The organism is Kordia sp. (genome assembly GCF_965283645.1).
GTDB lineage: Bacteria > Bacteroidota > Bacteroidia > Flavobacteriales > Flavobacteriaceae > Kordia.
Genome location: NZ_CBDIPG010000001.1, coordinates 3600707 through 3618099, shown reverse-complemented (window position 1 = coordinate 3618099; position 17393 = coordinate 3600707). Strand labels below are relative to the sequence as shown.

17 protein-coding genes are annotated in these 17393 nt (G+C 31.9%); 8 read left to right on the top strand and 9 right to left on the bottom strand.

Annotated elements, in window-relative coordinates; translation table 11 throughout:
* Positions 1-3: 3 nt before the first annotated feature.
* From ACQ654_RS15880 to ACQ654_RS15865, 4 genes are read right to left on the bottom strand one after another with little or no spacing between them, the layout of a single operon-like run.
* Entirely contained in the window at positions 4-600 is a 597-nt protein-coding gene (locus tag ACQ654_RS15880) for a hypothetical protein (protein ID WP_430411327.1), read from the bottom strand.
* A 36-nt stretch (positions 601-636) separates the two neighbouring features.
* The gene (locus tag ACQ654_RS15875) at positions 637-1422 is read right to left on the bottom strand and encodes a DNA adenine methylase (RefSeq protein ID WP_430411326.1); all 786 of its coding nucleotides are present in this window, start codon (positions 1420-1422) and stop codon (positions 637-639) included.
* A gap of 38 nt (positions 1423-1460) precedes the next feature.
* Entirely contained in the window at positions 1461-1928 is a 468-nt protein-coding gene (locus tag ACQ654_RS15870; protein WP_430411325.1) for a JAB domain-containing protein, read from the bottom strand.
* A gap of 49 nt (positions 1929-1977) precedes the next feature.
* Positions 1978-3084: a type IV secretory system conjugative DNA transfer family protein gene (locus tag ACQ654_RS15865; protein WP_430411324.1), complete on the bottom strand. Its 1107-nt coding sequence runs from the start codon at positions 3082-3084 to the stop codon at positions 1978-1980.
* 340 nt (positions 3085-3424) lie between these two features.
* Here ACQ654_RS15865 and ACQ654_RS15860 point away from each other — a divergent pair, with 340 nt between their 5' ends.
* Entirely contained in the window at positions 3425-7708 is a 4284-nt protein-coding gene (locus ACQ654_RS15860; RefSeq protein WP_430411323.1) for a hypothetical protein, read from the top strand.
* A 64-nt stretch (positions 7709-7772) separates the two neighbouring features.
* Here the strand turns inward: ACQ654_RS15860 and ACQ654_RS15855 are convergent, their stop codons facing one another.
* Both ACQ654_RS15855 and ACQ654_RS15850 read right to left on the bottom strand, forming a co-directional pair.
* Positions 7773-9626, bottom strand: coding sequence for a recombinase family protein (locus ACQ654_RS15855; protein ID WP_430411322.1), 1854 nt, complete (start codon positions 9624-9626; stop codon positions 7773-7775).
* Between the two features lie 101 nt (positions 9627-9727).
* Positions 9728-9937, bottom strand: coding sequence for a hypothetical protein (locus tag ACQ654_RS15850; protein ID WP_430411321.1), 210 nt, complete (start codon positions 9935-9937; stop codon positions 9728-9730).
* 94 nt (positions 9938-10031) lie between these two features.
* On the opposite strand from ACQ654_RS15850, the gene ACQ654_RS15845 reads away from it, so the two are divergent.
* From ACQ654_RS15845 to ACQ654_RS15830, 4 genes are all read left to right on the top strand, one after another.
* Positions 10032-10442 (top strand): hypothetical protein, encoded by a 411-nt coding sequence (locus ACQ654_RS15845; protein WP_430411320.1) that lies wholly within the window; start codon positions 10032-10034, stop codon positions 10440-10442.
* 55 nt (positions 10443-10497) lie between these two features.
* Positions 10498-10956 carry a replication protein gene (locus ACQ654_RS15840; RefSeq protein ID WP_430411319.1) on the top strand — a complete coding sequence of 153 codons (459 nt, stop codon included), beginning with the start codon at positions 10498-10500 and terminating at the stop codon, positions 10954-10956.
* Positions 10957-11112: 156 nt separating this feature from the next.
* On the top strand, positions 11113-11466 hold the full coding sequence (locus tag ACQ654_RS15835; RefSeq protein WP_430411318.1) for a helix-turn-helix domain-containing protein: 354 nt from the start codon (positions 11113-11115) through the stop codon (positions 11464-11466).
* Positions 11456-11944, top strand: coding sequence for a hypothetical protein (locus tag ACQ654_RS15830; protein WP_430411317.1), 489 nt, complete (start codon positions 11456-11458; stop codon positions 11942-11944). Before ACQ654_RS15835 ends, ACQ654_RS15830 begins: the two co-directional genes overlap by 11 nt.
* Before the next feature lie 32 nt (positions 11945-11976).
* On the opposite strand, the gene ACQ654_RS15825 is transcribed toward ACQ654_RS15830, so the two are convergent.
* A complete protein-coding gene (locus ACQ654_RS15825; protein WP_430411316.1) occupies positions 11977-12666 on the bottom strand; it encodes a hypothetical protein in 690 nt (229 codons plus the stop codon).
* A 15-nt stretch (positions 12667-12681) separates the two neighbouring features.
* Positions 12682-12828 carry a hypothetical protein gene (locus tag ACQ654_RS15820; protein WP_430411315.1) on the bottom strand — a complete coding sequence of 49 codons (147 nt, stop codon included), beginning with the start codon at positions 12826-12828 and terminating at the stop codon, positions 12682-12684.
* 225 nt (positions 12829-13053) lie between these two features.
* On the opposite strand from ACQ654_RS15820, the gene ACQ654_RS15815 reads away from it, so the two are divergent.
* From ACQ654_RS15815 to ACQ654_RS15805, 3 genes are all read left to right on the top strand, one after another.
* Entirely contained in the window at positions 13054-13971 is a 918-nt protein-coding gene (locus ACQ654_RS15815) for an IS1595 family transposase (RefSeq protein ID WP_430409663.1), read from the top strand.
* Positions 13972-14240: 269 nt separating this feature from the next.
* On the top strand, positions 14241-15203 hold the full coding sequence (locus tag ACQ654_RS15810; RefSeq protein ID WP_430411314.1) for a hypothetical protein: 963 nt from the start codon (positions 14241-14243) through the stop codon (positions 15201-15203).
* Positions 15204-15260: 57 nt separating this feature from the next.
* On the top strand, positions 15261-15803 hold the full coding sequence (locus ACQ654_RS15805; protein ID WP_430411313.1) for a hypothetical protein: 543 nt from the start codon (positions 15261-15263) through the stop codon (positions 15801-15803).
* Between the two features lie 47 nt (positions 15804-15850).
* Here ACQ654_RS15805 and ACQ654_RS15800 read toward each other — a convergent pair whose 3' ends face one another.
* Positions 15851-17353, bottom strand: coding sequence for a DNA/RNA helicase domain-containing protein (locus ACQ654_RS15800; protein ID WP_430411312.1), 1503 nt, complete (start codon positions 17351-17353; stop codon positions 15851-15853).
* Positions 17354-17393 lie beyond the last annotated feature (40 nt).

Sequence of the window (17393 nt, the reverse complement as noted above, 5' to 3'; positions counted from 1 at the left end):
AACTTAAATAGCTTTATAGATATACAGGACATGTAAATACCCATCCTCAGAATCATTCTTTGAAATCATGGTATCCATCACTTCTGTAGCTTGTTCTTGGGTTTGGTAAAAACGTTTGGGTGGCGTATCAACATCCGTTGCTTGGTCTTGACTCACATTGATATCATAGATGCCATATACCTTACGTAGCTTACCAGCCTTTAATTGAAGTGAACGGAAATTACTGCGATCATATTTATCCCAATCCTCTGGCATTTTGTTACGCAAATAATGGGTGTGATGAGACAGTTGTTCAAGCGTATCATGTACCTCTTGGGTACTGTGCGATTCATGTGATATGAGTTGCTGTTCCCATTGATGTAAATAAAAGCGTAAAATGCTCATATCATCATCAATGATGTCTAATAACTCATCATGAGTCAGTAGCTTCAAATCAACTTCTCTTACTTCGTGTTCGCTGAAAATGTGGGTAATGATGTCAATGAGCTCTTGCTTGGTAAAGAAGTTGTCAAAGAAAGGATCTATTCCCGTATGGGATTGATGTCCTTCGCTTAATCGCATGAGAAAATGCCTCACGACTGTTTGTGTGGTAATGTTCATAAGTATTAAATTTTAAAGGTTTGTATTTGTTATTTTTCAGATAGTATAATTGGCGGTTAAGACCTCAATCTTCCGTTTGCGTTTGGTGACGTTTGCTCCGTTACTTGCCACCAATGGCTTGTCAACTATTTTGGTATACCAACCATTTTTCTTGGTAAATTCATTAAGGATTTCAGAAGGATATGAACTCAATAGAAACTTACCTTTGATGTTTGATAGCGTTTCTAATAACTTGATGTAATCAGCTTGGGTATATCCATCATAGTGTCCCATGTTGGCGTTGAAGTATGGCGGATCAACATAATGAAAGGCATCTTCTGTGTCATAGGTTTCAATGACTTTACATGCATCGTTATTCTCAATTTGTGTATTCAAAAGTCGTTTTGGAATCTCTCCATCAAATCGAATCTTCTTGTTCTGCACAGTTTTTAATCGCTTTCCATACTTATCAAATCCCCAACTTCCAATCTTGCACGCAAATCCCATATTCGTAGCGATGTAGAATGCCCAGGCCTGTTGTAGTTTGCTAAACAAGTGTGGCATTCTATACATCGTAAGTGCTACTGTATATGTTGCCCTTGAAAACAGCGTTGCTTCAACCTTTACTTTTAGATTCTCAAAATCAGTTTTACACACTTCGTAGAAGTTGATCACCATGTTATTGGTATCGTTAATGATTTCTGATTCAGATGGTTCTTTTGCAAAGAAGACAGCTCCACCTCCAAAAAAACTTTCGGTATATATTCGGTGTTCTGGTATGAGCGGAAGTATTTTTGAAAGCAAAGTGATCTTGCCTCCGTAGTAGGTTATGGGGGTTTTCATGTAATTAAAAAATGGTAATGAGGACTGATAAAGAAGTGTTACATCAAGTTTTCATCAGCTAACGAAACATAGCTTTCAGAGGTGATAATGAGGTGATCGAGGATTTTGACGTTCATGAGATCTCCTGCGCTACAGAGCTTCTTGGTAATGGCTTTGTCTGCACTTGAAACTTTGAGTGTCCCTGAAGGATGATTGTGTGCCACGATAATGGCAACAGCATTGGTTAAAAGCGCTAACTGAAAGATGTGTTTGGAATTTACACATACCGATGTCGTAGTTCCTTTGGCTATTTCTGATACACCAACTACGCCATTTGCATTGTTGAGATACAACGCCCAAAAGCGTTCTTTTAAGTCTAGTTGTTTGAGATGCACAAATCGTTTTAAAAACGAGTCAGCACTCTTTGAACTTCGGATGTAAAACATCTTGTTAAATAGCGGTCGTACATAGTCAAGTTCAATTTCGTGGGTGTGATTGAGCCACGTACTCGGTAATGTTCTGTTCATGTCGTATTGAATTTAAGGTTCGTCTGATACGAGTATGAGCGAAATCACATTATCGATATAGATAGCCTTTTTTGTAATGAAGATCGTTGAGTGTAATGGTCTTTGCTGAGAATGGCTGTGCTGACCTTCCATTGATGAGAAGCTTTACGTAGATGTGAAAGTGTTCAAGATTAGTAAAGTCTGACGTTTGAAAGATTGGATAAAATTCTTGTGCCATATATTTGGCATCGGTTTGTCCTAGTTTAAAGCAGATAATGGTTCCGATATTTCCTAATACTGCATTGCGAATATTAATATCTAATTGATGTAAGTATTGGTGCGCCAATACAAAACCAATTTTGAACTTACGGAGTTCAGAAAACATATTGGTAAGCGATGCAGTAGTATAATTTTGAAATTCATCAAGGTAGATAAAGAACGGAATACGCTCTTGTTCATTAATGTTGATTCGACTGAATCCTGCGGATGATAGTGAGGTAAGGAGGAGTGAGCCTAAAAGGTGTGCACCATCGGTTCCTAAACTTCCTTTTGAGAGATTTATTAAGAAAATTTTTTTGTTATCCATGATCTGACGTAAAGAAATCTGTTCTTGATTCGTAACCAATATTTTATGAACCATCGGAATTGATAAAAAGCTTCCTACTTTGTTAAGGACAGGAAGAATATCTCCTTTGGAATATTTGGGGAATTCCACTTGCCAAAATCGCTTCACATGAGAACTGACAATATGTTGTATACAATGCTGTTGGAACTGCGTATCTAACAGTAATTTTGGAATATCATCAAAGCTTGCTTTGGCTTGGTCTAAGAGTGTTAATAATACATTCCGTAAAATGTATTCAAGCTTTAATCCCCACGACTGTTGTCCCCACATTTTCTGAAAGGTTTCCAAGATACTTGAAGCGATTAACGCTCGTTTTTCATAACGTACTCTTTTGAGTGGATTGTATCCTAGATTAATATTTGGATTGGTGGCATCGAGAAGTACCACATCTTGTTTTCTATGATGAGGAATGATGGCTAACATTTCTTTGAGTAAATCTCCATTGATATCGAACAAACAAAATCCTCTGCCATGAATTACATCTTGGTACAGAAGCGTTTTCATGAGGTTGGTTTTTCCACTTCCTGTCTTTCCTAAGATATAGATTCCCATAAGGCGATCATGTTGAAAGATGCCAAAGCGGTCATGTTTGTTGCGATAATCAACACGAGCGAAGTAACTTATTTTGGGATTGAGATTTGGGAGCATTAGGTCACAGTATGACGTATGAAGTGTTGGAATATAGATATCCTTTGTTGTAAAAGAAAAAAAAGTAAACTCATACTTTCAAAAATGACAGAAAAAATGTCATTATGACATGTTTATATTTATGGCTTAAATCTTGAAATTAAGTTACTTATTAATAAGGGGTTATAAAATCTAGATCATTATCTATCTAATACTAAATTACATTTAAATGATTTCAATCTTACCTTTATGTTAAAATTTGAATATGAGCAAACTAATAAACTGGAGTGAACTTAAAACATACACAACGAATCAAAATAAAAGTTTTGAAGAACTGTGCTATCAATTGGCTTTTGAAGAATATTCCTCTAAAGGAAAATTAACATCTATTGATGACAGTGGTGGTGGAGATGGTGTGGAGTTTTACCTAGAATTTCCTAATGGAGATATTTGGGGTTGGCAATGTAAATTCTTCGGTAGATTTGATGAAGGTGGTAGGAAAGAACAAATTAAAAGTTCCTTACAAAGAGCTTATGATAAACACGGAAGTAGATTGAAAAAGTGGGTGCTATCAAGTCAACTTTCATTAACTCCGACTGAGAAGACATGGTTTGAAACATCTTTAGCAGGAAGTACTCGTAACAGAAGAACAGTTTTACCTCTAAAACATACAGTTGAATTAGAACATTGGGGAGACAGTAAAATTCTTAACTTACTTAGAAAATATCAAGATATTCATAATTATTTTTTTATTGAAAAAATATTAGAGAATGATTGGTTTAAGACAAAATTTGAATTGGTGTCTAATTCAAGGGTTATAAAGAGTAAATATTTAAATGGATTGCATGTATCTGGCGAAGCTGATGAAAAAGTCATTCAAGTCTTATGTGATAAAAGGTTAGCAGATTTAATCGATAAGAGTAAGGAGATTCTAGATGTAGATAGATTTCTTGACGAGTATCAGGAAAGAGTTGACGACATTAGAAAAGAGGAGAATATTTATGACTTTACAAATGATTATTATAAAATAAAAAAATTTATATTAAGCAATGATTACCCAAATATTATCCAAATTGGTAATGACCTTTTAGGTAAGTCGCAAGAGTTTCTTCGGAATGAAGATTTAAAATCTTTCACTCTTTTGATAGATAAAATGGTTACTTATAAAAAAAAATTAGATGATTTTTATATTGAATATTCAAACCTAAAAACTGTTGAAAATATTCCTTCAGTTCACTGGGACACTGAAGAAGAAGTAAAAGAAGATAGTCAAAAAAGAAAAATGAAATCGTGCCGAGAGACTATACTTGGGCCTTATTTTACATTAAGGAATTTTATTGATGCTTATCGAAACATATTTCAATGTTTTGAATATAGGGATTTAAATGAACTTCATATTTCTGGACATGCTTCAAAAGGAAAGACACATTTAGCTACAAATATTGTTGAACACCAAATAAACCAAAACAAACCAGCAATTTTTCTTTTTGGAAAAGATTTCAAAAGTAATTTACCATTAAGAGAACAATTAAAGTCCTTATTAGATTTACCAACTGACTGGAGTATTTCTGATTTTCTAGGAGCTTTAAATATTTCTGGAAGGGTTAATAAGACCAAGGCAATATTATTAATAGATGGACTTAATGAGTCTATTTATTGGAAACAAATCTGGGGTACAAGCTTAGAAACACTAATAACAGAAATAAATCAAAAATATTCGAATATTCTCATTATTACTACCTACCGAAAATCCTATGAAAAGCAGTTGTTTCCAAAAGATTATTTCCACTATTCAACCAATGGATGGATGAAAGAGGCAATTGTAGAAGGCTTTAATAGTCAAAATATAAATGAAGCTATCGATAAATATTTTGGTCATTATGATATAGAAATAGTTAATAGTTCTAGTGCTATGAACCATTTTTCAGAGCCATTATATTTAAAAATATTTTGTGAAGCCAAACATGGTCAAAAAGTATCATTCCAAAGCGAAGATTTATTTGATGTTTTTGATGAGTATTTAACAAAGTCCAATAATCGAATTGTTGAGAATCTTGGTTTAGAGCCGAGATACAATAAGACTTTTTCTAAAGAAATTCTTGAAAAAATATCAAACTATTTTTGGGTGAATAGTCGTCGCGACATTGACTTAAAAGATTTGATGCCTTCTATTGTTAATGAAGAGCAACTTATTGTGTTTGAAGGAGAAGATTTACTAATATTTAGAGATTGGGGGCAAGAAGAAATAGTAACATTTACTTATGACCTTTTAAGTGGTTACCTAATTGCTAAGATAATTATTAAAAAGATTACTAGCATTGAAGAGTTACAAACTTTTTTTAATAGTGAAAAGCTTAAAAAAGAACTGTTAGAAAGAAAAACATTACATCCACTTTACAATGATATTCTTCGCTGTTTTTCTGTATTAGCAATTAAAAAATTTGGCTTATCTTTTTATAATGATAAGTTACACAAAACATTAAAAGAGTATTTGCTTAGGTCAATTTTTGAAGTTAATACAAATACTATAATTGTTAATAAAGATATTGTTCTCAGTATCATTCGTGAAGTCTTTAGTAGCACGACGAATAAAGACACTATATACAAGCTATTTAAAAATACAGAACTAGACCATAACCATCCCTTAAATTTTGAATTGCTTTCAACACTTTTATTTGAAATGACAATGTCAGATAGGGATGTATCTTGGACAGAGTATATACGTAAAGAATATGGACACTATTCTTCAGGGAGAATAAAAAACTTCATTGAAGACTTTGAAGAAGCATGTATTGAACGGGAAGATTTATCTGACCGAGTTCATTTAGCCGCAAAAAAAATAATGTGGTTTTTAACTTCTTCAAATCTTGAAATGAGAGATAAGTCTACAAAAGCCTTATATCATTATGGAAGACGTTATCCCAAATTATTTTTTGAATTAGTTCAATATTCTTTAAAGATAAATGATCCTTATGTATGGCAACGAACCCTAGCTAGCCTTTATGGTGTTGTTTTAGCAAAACATAATGATTGGAAATCACCTGAATTTAAAGATGAATTTATGCCAATCATTGCTAAACGACTTTATAAATTAGTATTCTCAAAAGACGCTCCACACGGAACTACAAATATCATTGCTAGAGATTATGTAAGAAGGACGATTCAAATATGTTTGAAACATCACCCTGAAATATTGATTGAAAAAGAAATAAACAATACAATTCCTCCATATAAATTTGGAGGTATAAGAAATTGGGGAGAATACGACTATGGAGATCATGATTATGGATATGATGGGCCTATGAGAATGGACTTTAGTAATTATACTATCGGTCATATCGTTCCTAATGGTCATTCATACTCAGACCCTCCAGAGAAGCAACAAGTTAGACGACAAATTTACTGGAGAATTTATGATTTAGGATGGGAATCTGAAAAGTTTGCTAATGCAGAAAAGGGTATTGGAAATGAAACAAATTATAACTCAAGAACTGAAAAACCTAAAATTGAGAGATATGGAAAAAAATATTCATGGATAGCATATTATGAAATATATGGTTATCGTGAAGACAATGATTTTATACAAGAAAAATGGTCGGATTTTAGAGTTTCAGAATCAGACATTGACCCAAGCTTTCCTGTGTTACCAGAAAATAAGCCCTTCATCAAAGATGATATATTAGGTGATAGAGGAATGTCTTTGCTTGACTGGTACAATGACAACGCAATTCCTTATTTAAATGATCATTTAGTGATTAATAATCTAAATGAAGAAAGTAATGACTGGGTTTGTTTGGATGGCTTTATTTCTCAAGAGGATAAACAATCTAATCGAGAAGTTTTTGTTTTCATTCGTGGAATGATAGTTAAAGAAGATGATTATAATGAATTTTTAAATCTGATAAAGGTTAAAGATTTCAGTCATAATAGAATACCTAGTGTTTCTGAAAACTATTATACCTTCGCAGGTGAGATGAATATGTTGGATGAAGCTACTTATGATAATTTTAGAACTGCAGAGTTTGAAACAGGAAGAAAAAAGAGAATCGTCAAAAAAGGAGAACCTGGATATTTTCCAAGATTTGTTTTCAATAAAGAGGATGCCTTAGCTGATAAGCCTGATGAAATGGTAATAGATGAGATTCAAACAAAAGATTTTGATATTTTAATGCCAGTAGCTCAATACAACTGGGAAAGTCATCATAGTTCTCTGAATCAAGCAGGACATCAATACACTGTTTCAAAAGAAGTATCTTCTCATTTAAATTTAATAGATGCTCCCCAAACATTTAATCTCTTTGAAAAAAATGGAAAATTAGCTTCAATCAATCTTAGATATCGCAAAGATTATAATACGAATCAGCATTTTGTATATCTCAGAAAAGATTTGTTCGACAAGTATCTTGAAGAAAATAAATACAAATTTATTTGGGGTCTATGGGGAGAAAAAGAATTCTCTTTTGAAGAACATGGAGCCTTGCGTCAGTTTACTTTGGAGCATAATATTGACGGCTATAAAAATCTTAAACAAATAATACCATATAAATAGTTGCAAGTATTATAAATTAAAGATGGTGATAATTTTCTCAGAATAACTTTATTATTGAGATATATTAGAACCATACAAGAAGGGGCACCGCATTAAAATGACTATGGTAGGCAGAATAGTAACACCTGCAAAATAGGTTATATTTTTTGGCTATGTTTCGCATATTGTCCAGCCATGCCCACCATACTGGACAGTCAATGTCCAAAACACTATTTAAGCCTTTTATTTCAACGTTATTTCTAGGTTCGAACTCGGTATATTTGTTTAATACGGCTTTTCTTCCTTGTACAAAGGTTGTTAGCCAATCAGCCTTTAAAATATAGAGTTTTTCCTCGTTCCATACTAGGTTCGAACTAAAGAGTCTTAGGAGTTCATTTTTCTTGGCATAGTCACCATTTTTGACAATGTCTTTAAAAGTATAAATATCATCTAGTAGTTCATTTGCTATGTCATACCAATTATCAGCTAACTGGCTTTGCTGACTCTTAGATTCAATCTGTACTTCTAATTTTTCAACATCAGACTTAAATTCATCGAAAGAAATAGCTTCTTCTACAAACAAAGTGCGTAACCGCTCTTTTTTTGTTTCAAGATTTTTAAGTTCCTTTTTATAAATTCGACTCATTTTTTTGTCTTCCTCTAGTTCCTTAATCTGTAATTCTTTAAGATGTTCTTTTGTCCATGTGTACAAAGATTCTGATATCTGCATTTCTTTTTGATAAAAATCAATAAGTAACTCATCTATCTTTTTTTGTTCAATGGCTTTAGCAGAAAGTCCTTTAGTTTTTCTTCTTGTATGATTAAAGTAATAGGTATAGGAAAGATATTTTGGATGTTTCATATTTGTTATTCTAATATGACAATGCGGGCAGGTATCTTTACTTCGGTGTGCGAACTTCTTTCCGCAGTCACATATTACTTGGAGTTTTACATCGGCTACTAACTTGTTACCATCACTGCCTACAATATGCCCTGTGTAAGGCGTCAGGTGGCGTTGTTTCATTTTATGACATCTAGTTCCAAAGATATTTAATATCTTAATATGCTCGTCTTCACTAATGATTCGTGGTAAATCCTCGTGTAGCGTTCTGAAAGTTCGATTATTTCCTTTTCTATCTTTTGAATAGAAAAATCCTGCGTAGATAGGATTTTTTAAGATCAGTTCTACAGTCGAACGTCCTACTAATTTTCCTCCAAAACGCTTTCTTTTTATCGTATCTAGGCATAGCTTATTTCTAGCGTAGTCAGTGATTGAATTTAAAGAATCATTTCCCTTGAGAAATCTTGCAAAGAGTAATTTCAATTTATCTAATCGTTCAGTATCTATCAACCAATCTCTAGTCCCTTGTTCTTTCGCCTTATCATTTACAAAACCTATCGGAGCCTTACTACTGGTAAATCCTTTTTGATAACGCTTATTGAGTCCACTTTTTACAAATTCACTTTTGTCGTCACTATCTTTCTTACTCATTGCAAATTCAATTTGAAGCATCATTTTATCAACGGGAGTATTGTGATAAATACGACTTGGTGTTCGTATGTGGTGTAACTTACCTATATCCATAAGATGAATAATCATTCCACTATCCATTGCATTACGAGATAACCTATTTGCGTGCCAACACATCCATGCATTTACTTTTCCTTTTTGCGTTAGCTTTATCAATCCGCCAAATCCCTGCCGACCAATGACAAAGGCTGATTTTGTCTCTTCAATAATGTCTCCGCACAGTAGCAGAGATTCTTTTTCTATAACTGAAATCAAATCATCTTTTTGACGTTCAATAGACTGCACTTGTCTATCTTCTGATTCTGATGATTTTCTTACATATCCTCCATAGGTGAAATTTTTAGGGTTAATAGTATCCATATAATTAAATGCAAAAAAAGGGCGATAAAAAGTTCCTAATATCGCCAAACGTTAGGAGAACTCTTACCACCCTTTTTTTATGTACAAATTCAGTATTTATACAAGATATATTGTTCCTAACGTTTGGCTTTATAAGTGTAAAGTAAAGTTTATAAGCTGTCCATTGCATTCTTATGTTCCCGAATACGAATATCAAGTTGCGTAGCAGTTAGTGTTAGTAAAAAACACCCAATATGATTTATTTCTGCTTCACTTAACTTCGCTAGTGCTTCCTTTCCAATATCTTGTTCCAAAACAATTTTAAGTTCAGATAGTGCCTTTTCTGATAGCTGTATTGGTGGTGTCGGTAGATCATTCATAATGTTATCATAAGGGAAAAGAAATCTTAGATATAGATAAGCCATTTTGTAAATATCTCAAGCACAACTCATGTTTGAGTGATATACTAAATTCATGAAAGAAAAGATAGGCGATAAAGCATTTACCAAGGCTATCAAACATGAAGCATTACTCATGGCAGTAAATTGTGTGCGTAATACTGTAATTGAACATTACCATGCAGGAACAATACCATCTTCAAAAGCAGGAGACTATTCCGATGTTAAAGTAGTCACTCCGTATGGTGATATTCCTTGGAATGAACTTTCCCGTATAAATGATAAAGAAATGGAAATATTCAATATTGAAGTGATAAATAAACTCTACACATTTCTTGAATACCTACTGAATCCAAAGTATCGAGATGATAAGGATAGATTCTTAGGGTTAATGAGTATCATGTATCCGTACCATTGGAACGAACCAAAACTTGATACCGATTTTCTCGACATACTAATTTCTCAAAAGAATAGAAATAATACTTAGCATCTACAAATAAGCATATCTATACCCCACACCTATTCCTTCGTATGATACATATATGAGTTATATATATCGTACGAACGTTCCTAATACTGTCTTTGATACCTATCTCAAAGATTTAGGCTATGCAGAACTAAAAGTACTGTTGGTCGTGATTCGCCAAACCTATGGTTGGAAAGATACCAGAACAAATAGTTACAAACGTTGGGATTGGATCTCTCAGCAGTTTTTTGTTAAAAAAACAGGGCTTTCACAACGTGCTGTTTCTAGTGCCATAGCCAAGCTGATTGAAAAGCAATTGATCCTAGTTAAAAATGAACATAACAAAGTGTTGTATAGGGCATCTGAACGTCAACGAGAAGCGAAACTCTACTTCTCGTGCACGCTCGAAACTCAAAGCTGTGAAGTTAAGGGCACAAAACCAGTGAAGAAACTTCACACTACAATAATTAAACATACAAAGATGTACTGTGAAGGAAGTTCACAAGGTATGAAGCGGATACGATTCCCGAAATAATGAAAAAGCAGATATGCAGGTTCTTTCCACAAAATATGGTGAGACCGCGAATTTTTTTGTAGATATTACAACTATGCCTATCTATTTTGAAAGCTCATAACTTTTAAAATAGTACTAGCGTTGGACACTTAGTAATCCCAACGCTTTTTATTTTATATGACAAACGCACTTCATTTATTAAAAAGCTATCGAGAACGCGCAGGCGTTTCACTTCAAGATATGGCAACGATGATTGGTATGGACGTTGGCAATCTCTCTAAAGTTGAACATGGAAAGTTACAGGCAAGTATGACTGTAGTTCTCTCATACCATATTATCCTCAACATACCGATTAAGAAACTCTATAAGAATCACTTCCCTAGTATTACCAAAGAATGTTTACGAAGTGGATTATCACTTCGAGAAAAGCTGATGGAGAATATGAAAACCTCTAACATAGATCACAGATTAGAACTCCTTGATACGATTATTGGCCGACTTATTGAGCTAGATACCAACTATGGCAAATAGTCAGCTTATCGTAACACTCTATCCCAATGCCTTTGGTATGGGATATGTTATTTGCGAAACACCAAAGGAACTCATCAATTATGGCGTGGCACGTATTCGTCCGTTAACGAAAGATAAATACATCAAACGATTGTATTCCTTTATTAAGCAGTATCGACCAACGCTGATCATTCTACGTGATTACGATGATACGGATAACAAGATTAGCAAGCGAATTATTGCAACTATTGATGCCTTCAAGAAAGAAGCAACCGAACTTGATATTCCTGTATATAGCTATTCACGTAGTCAAATTAAGGAAACCTTTAAGCAGTTTGGTGATAGCTCAAAATATGGGATTTCAAAGACGATTGTGTCTTGGTATCCCGAACTAAAACATCGTATGCCTGACCCACGGAAGAATACCAAAGCAGAACATTATCAAATGGGTGTGTTTGATGCTTTTGCTTTGATGTTGACGCATCATTATTTGGAGTAGTAAAAAAGACACCTTTTGGTGTTTTTTCAAAACTAAGATATCATGTTTTGTTGTAAAATATCCTTTATGAAATACCAAATAAGCAAACCAAGAAAAAATGTTAAATAATCATTATTGAAATGTTCATTGTAAAATGAATCAATCTTTTCTTCAGCACCGCTGAAAAAGTGCCTTGCAATTTGTTTTACATTTTTTGGAGCAATCTTATTTTGAGACTTATATTTATGGTGTGACATAACTTCATTGGTCATATTAATCTCTAATTCTTCATAACTACCATCAGTAAAAAGTTTAGAAAGTTCATTCTTTGTAAAGGCTTTCATTCTTCCCCATTTTTCATCGCCTTGCCAATATTCTAATATTGAATAGACTTCTGAAAAGGTAAATATCTTACGTCTTGTTAAATCTTTATCTTGTAGGTAGTTTCTAAAATATTTATTGAATGTGTCCTTTGAAAGCCCTGTAATTCCACGAATTTCAGCTTTCTTCACTATCTTTCGATTTTGTGTTAAATCAAAAATGTGGTGTAACAACGAGTCTTTAGTAAAAGAGTTACTATTGTTTATTCTTAGGTTTATTTTTCCAACACCAAACAAAAAATAAATAGCTCTTCTCTCTGGTGTTTTAAATCTTGACCAAAAAATTAAACGTAAAATAAAAGCAAGATGAACATCGTGCTTTCTATTGTAATGTGGACTAAAAATATTTGCTACTTCATTCATAATGGCTTTTCCTTTTTAAACACTTTTAGCAGTACGCTTCCAATCTTTTGGTCGTTTTTTTCTTCCTCTACATTTCCAAAAAGTTTCATTATTTGGGTTTAATTGTATTGAACGGTTTCTTAATCCTTCTTCGGTATACTTATGTTTTTCATTTAAACTCATAACTTTAGTTTTAATGGTTAATAAATCATTTAAGACTAAATTATTAAGTATTTGACACCTGAAGAAAGAAACTTTAGTCGATAGGAAATTTCAACTACTACATGTTAAATAAGTAGTTATAAAAGGGTATTTGTTACGAATTAATATTTTTTTATTTGCATGTCCGTAAACAGCCCTAAAACCATATAATTTTCGTATATTTAATTGATTTTAAACAGATTATAAATGAATATATTTTCTTTTAGCGTTCACTTTACAGATGAGAAGAGTTGTCGCTTACATTTTAAAGAGCAAAGGGATAAACAAGGTGTTATTTGCAAGCGTTGTGGATGTGCAAACCATTACTGGTTAATCAACAAATGGAGCTACCAATGTAAATCCTGTAATTCAAGAACCTCTTTACGTAGCGGAACTATTATGGAAAGTTCTAAATTATCTTTTCTGGTTTGGTATAAGACTATCTTTCTGCTAAGTACCACAAAAACAGGGTTTTCAAGTAAAGAAATACAACGACAATTAGGACTAAAACGTTATGAGCCAGTTTGGGCTATGGTGCATAAATTACGTAAGGCTATGGGAGATCGCGATGATAGATATACTTTAGAAGGTATGTTAGAAATGGATGAAGGCTATTTTACTGTACAAGCATCAGAACAAGCTCATAAAACACAAAAAGCAGGACGAGGAAGTAAAACCAAATCTAATGTTATGATTATGGCAGAAAGTACTGTTCTTGAAGACTTGGAAACAGGAAAACAAGAAAGACAATGTCGCTATTTTAAAGCTAAAGTTTTGGAAGATCATAAAGCGCAAGGCACAGACCAAAGCCTTATTGAAGCTATTGATGGCGAACGGAGTATTGTATTTACCGACAAGAGTACTTCGTATGTAAATATTGCTGATTATGTAGAGATTCATGTAACAGAAAAATCGAACGAGCAAACAACTAAAGAAACACTTAAATGGGTTCACATTGCGATCAGTAATGCTAAAAGAAACTTTGCGGGCACTTATCATAAAATCAAGAAGAAATATTTACAATTATACTTAAATGAGTTTGTGTACAAGCTTAACAGAAGGTATTTTGGAGAAAAGATATTCGATAGACTTGTTATTGCTAGCATTACAGCTAATGGACATTAAACGGATATGCAATTTTTTTTATCTAGAGTTACGGAAAACCTCAATTAGAACTGATTTATATTAATTTACTTTGATTGAAAGTTAACATGGCTAATATGATACCTGTCATTGCAGTATTTAGTTTACAAAAAAAATAATTATCCCATCTTAAAGACTATATTTGGCTTAAGTAAATTTCTGTTAAGTTATAAGATTTTTTGTTTTTAATTGTAATCTAAAAATTACTTATCTAAATTAGTCCTAATATTTAAGAACAAATTTATTTGATTATGGAAAAAAGAAAGTTAGAAATTCACACGTTTTATTTACATGAAAATCGCAAACCTTCACAAATAATAGACTATTCAGATGTTTATGGACGAGATTTATTTGATGTTTTCAAAACTGACTTTTTGCCTTTCGTAGACGGATTAGCTCCTTCACAAGTAAATGGTAAGACAACTAAAATTGAAGTAAATAATGAAAGTAAAAAAAGTCTATTTAAGACCAAGTCTAGTCTTCGATATGTATCAGGTAAAATTAAAATAGGTGAAGACCAAAATAAAGAACAAGACGTAGTTACAGCAGACAAAAATAAAGATCGATTGTTCACTATTGAAAAAGGGCAATCAGTTGAGAGACCATTTTTCTTCTTTATTTCTCTTCCTGAAAAGTCAAACAAAGGCTTTATTGTTTTAGAACGAGAAGGAAGACATGCGATGAAAGGAGATTTTTCTAAAATTTTTAGAAAATTTATAAATGATAAGTTTTCTGAATTAGATGTGAAAATTAATGGTTTTGTTGAAAGTGAACTAATCAAAGAATTTTTAACAAATGGTGATTATGAAAGGATTATTTTAAGTAGAAAGTATCTTCCTGCTGATAAGAGTGAACGCTACTTAGGAACCTATCATGATGGAGGAGCATATCAAATTCAATTAAACATTATTCCTCAAGCAAAAACAGTAATTCCAATCCTTACAAAGAAAAAGATTGTAAGACATCTTGAACATTATGACGGTTTTTTTGAGGATGAAGATTTAAAAAACCTAGGTTTTGATGAGAATGCAAACATTAAAGTAGTCACAACCTATAATGGAAATAAAAGAACTATAGATCTTGAAGATACTTTAAAAACTAGACCTTACTATTTAATAGATGTAAAAATTGACGCTAAAGGATTTTCCGATTATAAGTCAATAAATAAAGAAACCATAACCTTGCTAAAATCTTTTAATTTAGGAATTATATAAGCTTTGTATTCTAAACTGGACATAAAAAATATATTCAAGCAGCACAAAAAAACATTTTTGGGTAATGATAACAAAATGCTCATTAGTGAGAAAATTGCATTTATATATTTACCCATCATTTTATCTCTTTTCACTGCCTATAATAATATTCTAAATGATAATATTCAAAATATTCTAAGTATTTGTCTATCCATATTAATAGGTCTACTATTAAATTTACTTATATTAATAATATCAAATTTATCAACCAAAGGGCTTAGCATAGAAAACCAAAAAAGAAGAGTTGAACTAATTGAAGAAACATTTTTCAACATCGCTTTTTCAATTGTGCTATGCATATTAGGATTAATAAATTTAATCTTACTAAATATTTGTATGATTGATAATCCGCTAGTTTTCAAATATCACTTATTCACAACAAATGTAGATATAAATTCAACAGTACAATTTATCCTATCTACGACATTATACTTTTTATCTTTCCAAGTTTTTATAACACTTTTTATTATTCTAAAAAGGATTGTTAAAATATTTCAAGTCGATATAAATTTAGAATCTAAAAGAATCAAGAAAAAAGAGAAAAAAGAAATGGAATCATAAATATTATTCTAAAGTAATACAGAATCATTGGTTACGGCTTATTTTTTTCACTCTGTTCTCATAGACGTTCCCAAAATTGAAATGCAGCGATTCATCATCATTGGGTTGTTTACAATTATAATATTAAGTCGTTTTCTAGCTCTACTTAAAATTTGATACAGCATTTTTGATGAGTGATAATATGTACTTATACCTCTAGTTGTTAGAAACCCATCTGTATTATAATAAAAAGATGAATCAATAAGAGCTACTACATTATCAAACTCCTGCCCTATAACTTCGTGTGTCTTGTCTTCATTTTGTATTTGATTGTCATCATGATGATCGCGATTATATAACGATGGTGTATAGTTAATGATCTTCCATCCATTTCTTGATAAGAACTCCATGTAAACTTTGGAAGTATCAAGGTTTTTAAAATACTTGATAATGATATTATCAGTACTTAGTTTTTCAAACTTTTTATTAATATCAAATAGTACTCTTATGAATTGAGCAACTTCTTTATTAGTGCGTATTTTTGATTTTAGTTGAAATTTGTAATGACTTACATCTGATATTCCTTCTATTTTTTGTGGAATATTTCTATTAATCTCATCCCGATGTAGACACTGTTCTCCATCATACGAAAAGATATAACTTTTATTTGCTGATCCTCTTAACTTATCTAAAATATAATCAAAACTTGATCCTCTTATTCTTTGTGCTTCATCGATCACAACAAGATCGTATTGATTAATGTCTATATTTGAAACAACCTTTATTGCTACAATTGACCAATTGATCGAATGGTTTAATTCAAAATGTCCTTCGTTTAATATTCCACAGTGAATTATTAAGACTGATTTCCCATTTTTTGTACACTCTTTTGCGATATCATAAACTAATAAAGATTTACCTGTACCTGGTTTTCCAGATATTGAAATAAGTGAGACTTCATTATTGTCAACCTTAGTAATTACTTCTCGCTTAATCTGATTTTGTCTATTTGTTAGAAAATATTCATTTGAAATAAACTTTCCTGTAGAATTAAAAGGAGAAACCAAATAGTCTGTAGGATTAAAAAAATCATTAATGCTATTTATATCCAATAAATCTTGCTTAATCAAAAAATCAGCAAGTTTTTTGAAATCTACTTCAATTAAGTTATCAGCTTCATCTAAACAAAATAGGCTATCACTATCTAATACGTAAGAAAAAAAGTAAGCGTTCTTATTTATAAAACTTAAATAGTATTTATTCTTTAAAAGTTGTTCATGGACTTTTTCATCAGAGCTTTCACTTTTAAGTTCGATATTAACAAGAGTATTTTGTCCGAATCTTAATAGATCGAATTCTTTACCAATTTGGGGTATTGTATAACCTATAAAATAATTATCAAAAATCTCAATATCAAGACATTCTTGCTCAATCTTACTAACTAAAGTTTGCAAACAAGAATATTCCAAATTATCAAAATTTAAACCTAAAAAATTAAAATATTGATTACGAATATTTTCTTCAAGATGTTGAAAGCTATCAATTAATGATAATAAATTTACTCTTTTCATACATGTAAGATTTTCAATCGAATTTACATTTAAAAAGTCA

What these genes read in the sequence shown, in the direction of transcription:
- ACQ654_RS15830 (WP_430411317.1), top strand. Translation starts at nt 11,456, where the DNA reads ATGGCAAATAGTCAGCTTATCGTAACACTCTATCCCAATGCCTTTGGT.
- ACQ654_RS15820 (WP_430411315.1), bottom strand. Translation starts at nt 12,828, where the DNA reads ATGAGTTTAAATGAAAAACATAAGTATACCGAAGAAGGATTAAGAAAC.
- ACQ654_RS15880 (WP_430411327.1), bottom strand. Translation starts at nt 600, where the DNA reads ATGAACATTACCACACAAACAGTCGTGAGGCATTTTCTCATGCGATTA.
- ACQ654_RS15860 (WP_430411323.1), top strand. Translation starts at nt 3,425, where the DNA reads ATGAGCAAACTAATAAACTGGAGTGAACTTAAAACATACACAACGAAT.
- ACQ654_RS15875 (WP_430411326.1), bottom strand. Translation starts at nt 1,422, where the DNA reads ATGAAAACCCCCATAACCTACTACGGAGGCAAGATCACTTTGCTTTCA.
- ACQ654_RS15800 (WP_430411312.1), bottom strand. Translation starts at nt 17,353, where the DNA reads ATGAAAAGAGTAAATTTATTATCATTAATTGATAGCTTTCAACATCTT.
- ACQ654_RS15845 (WP_430411320.1), top strand. Translation starts at nt 10,032, where the DNA reads ATGAAAGAAAAGATAGGCGATAAAGCATTTACCAAGGCTATCAAACAT.
- ACQ654_RS15865 (WP_430411324.1), bottom strand. Translation starts at nt 3,084, where the DNA reads ATGGGAATCTATATCTTAGGAAAGACAGGAAGTGGAAAAACCAACCTC.
- ACQ654_RS15870 (WP_430411325.1), bottom strand. Translation starts at nt 1,928, where the DNA reads ATGAACAGAACATTACCGAGTACGTGGCTCAATCACACCCACGAAATT.
- ACQ654_RS15810 (WP_430411314.1), top strand. Translation starts at nt 14,241, where the DNA reads ATGGAAAAAAGAAAGTTAGAAATTCACACGTTTTATTTACATGAAAAT.
- ACQ654_RS15825 (WP_430411316.1), bottom strand. Translation starts at nt 12,666, where the DNA reads ATGAATGAAGTAGCAAATATTTTTAGTCCACATTACAATAGAAAGCAC.
- ACQ654_RS15850 (WP_430411321.1), bottom strand. Translation starts at nt 9,937, where the DNA reads ATGAATGATCTACCGACACCACCAATACAGCTATCAGAAAAGGCACTA.
- ACQ654_RS15840 (WP_430411319.1), top strand. Translation starts at nt 10,498, where the DNA reads ATGAGTTATATATATCGTACGAACGTTCCTAATACTGTCTTTGATACC.
- ACQ654_RS15815 (WP_430409663.1), top strand. Translation starts at nt 13,054, where the DNA reads ATGAATATATTTTCTTTTAGCGTTCACTTTACAGATGAGAAGAGTTGT.
- ACQ654_RS15835 (WP_430411318.1), top strand. Translation starts at nt 11,113, where the DNA reads ATGACAAACGCACTTCATTTATTAAAAAGCTATCGAGAACGCGCAGGC.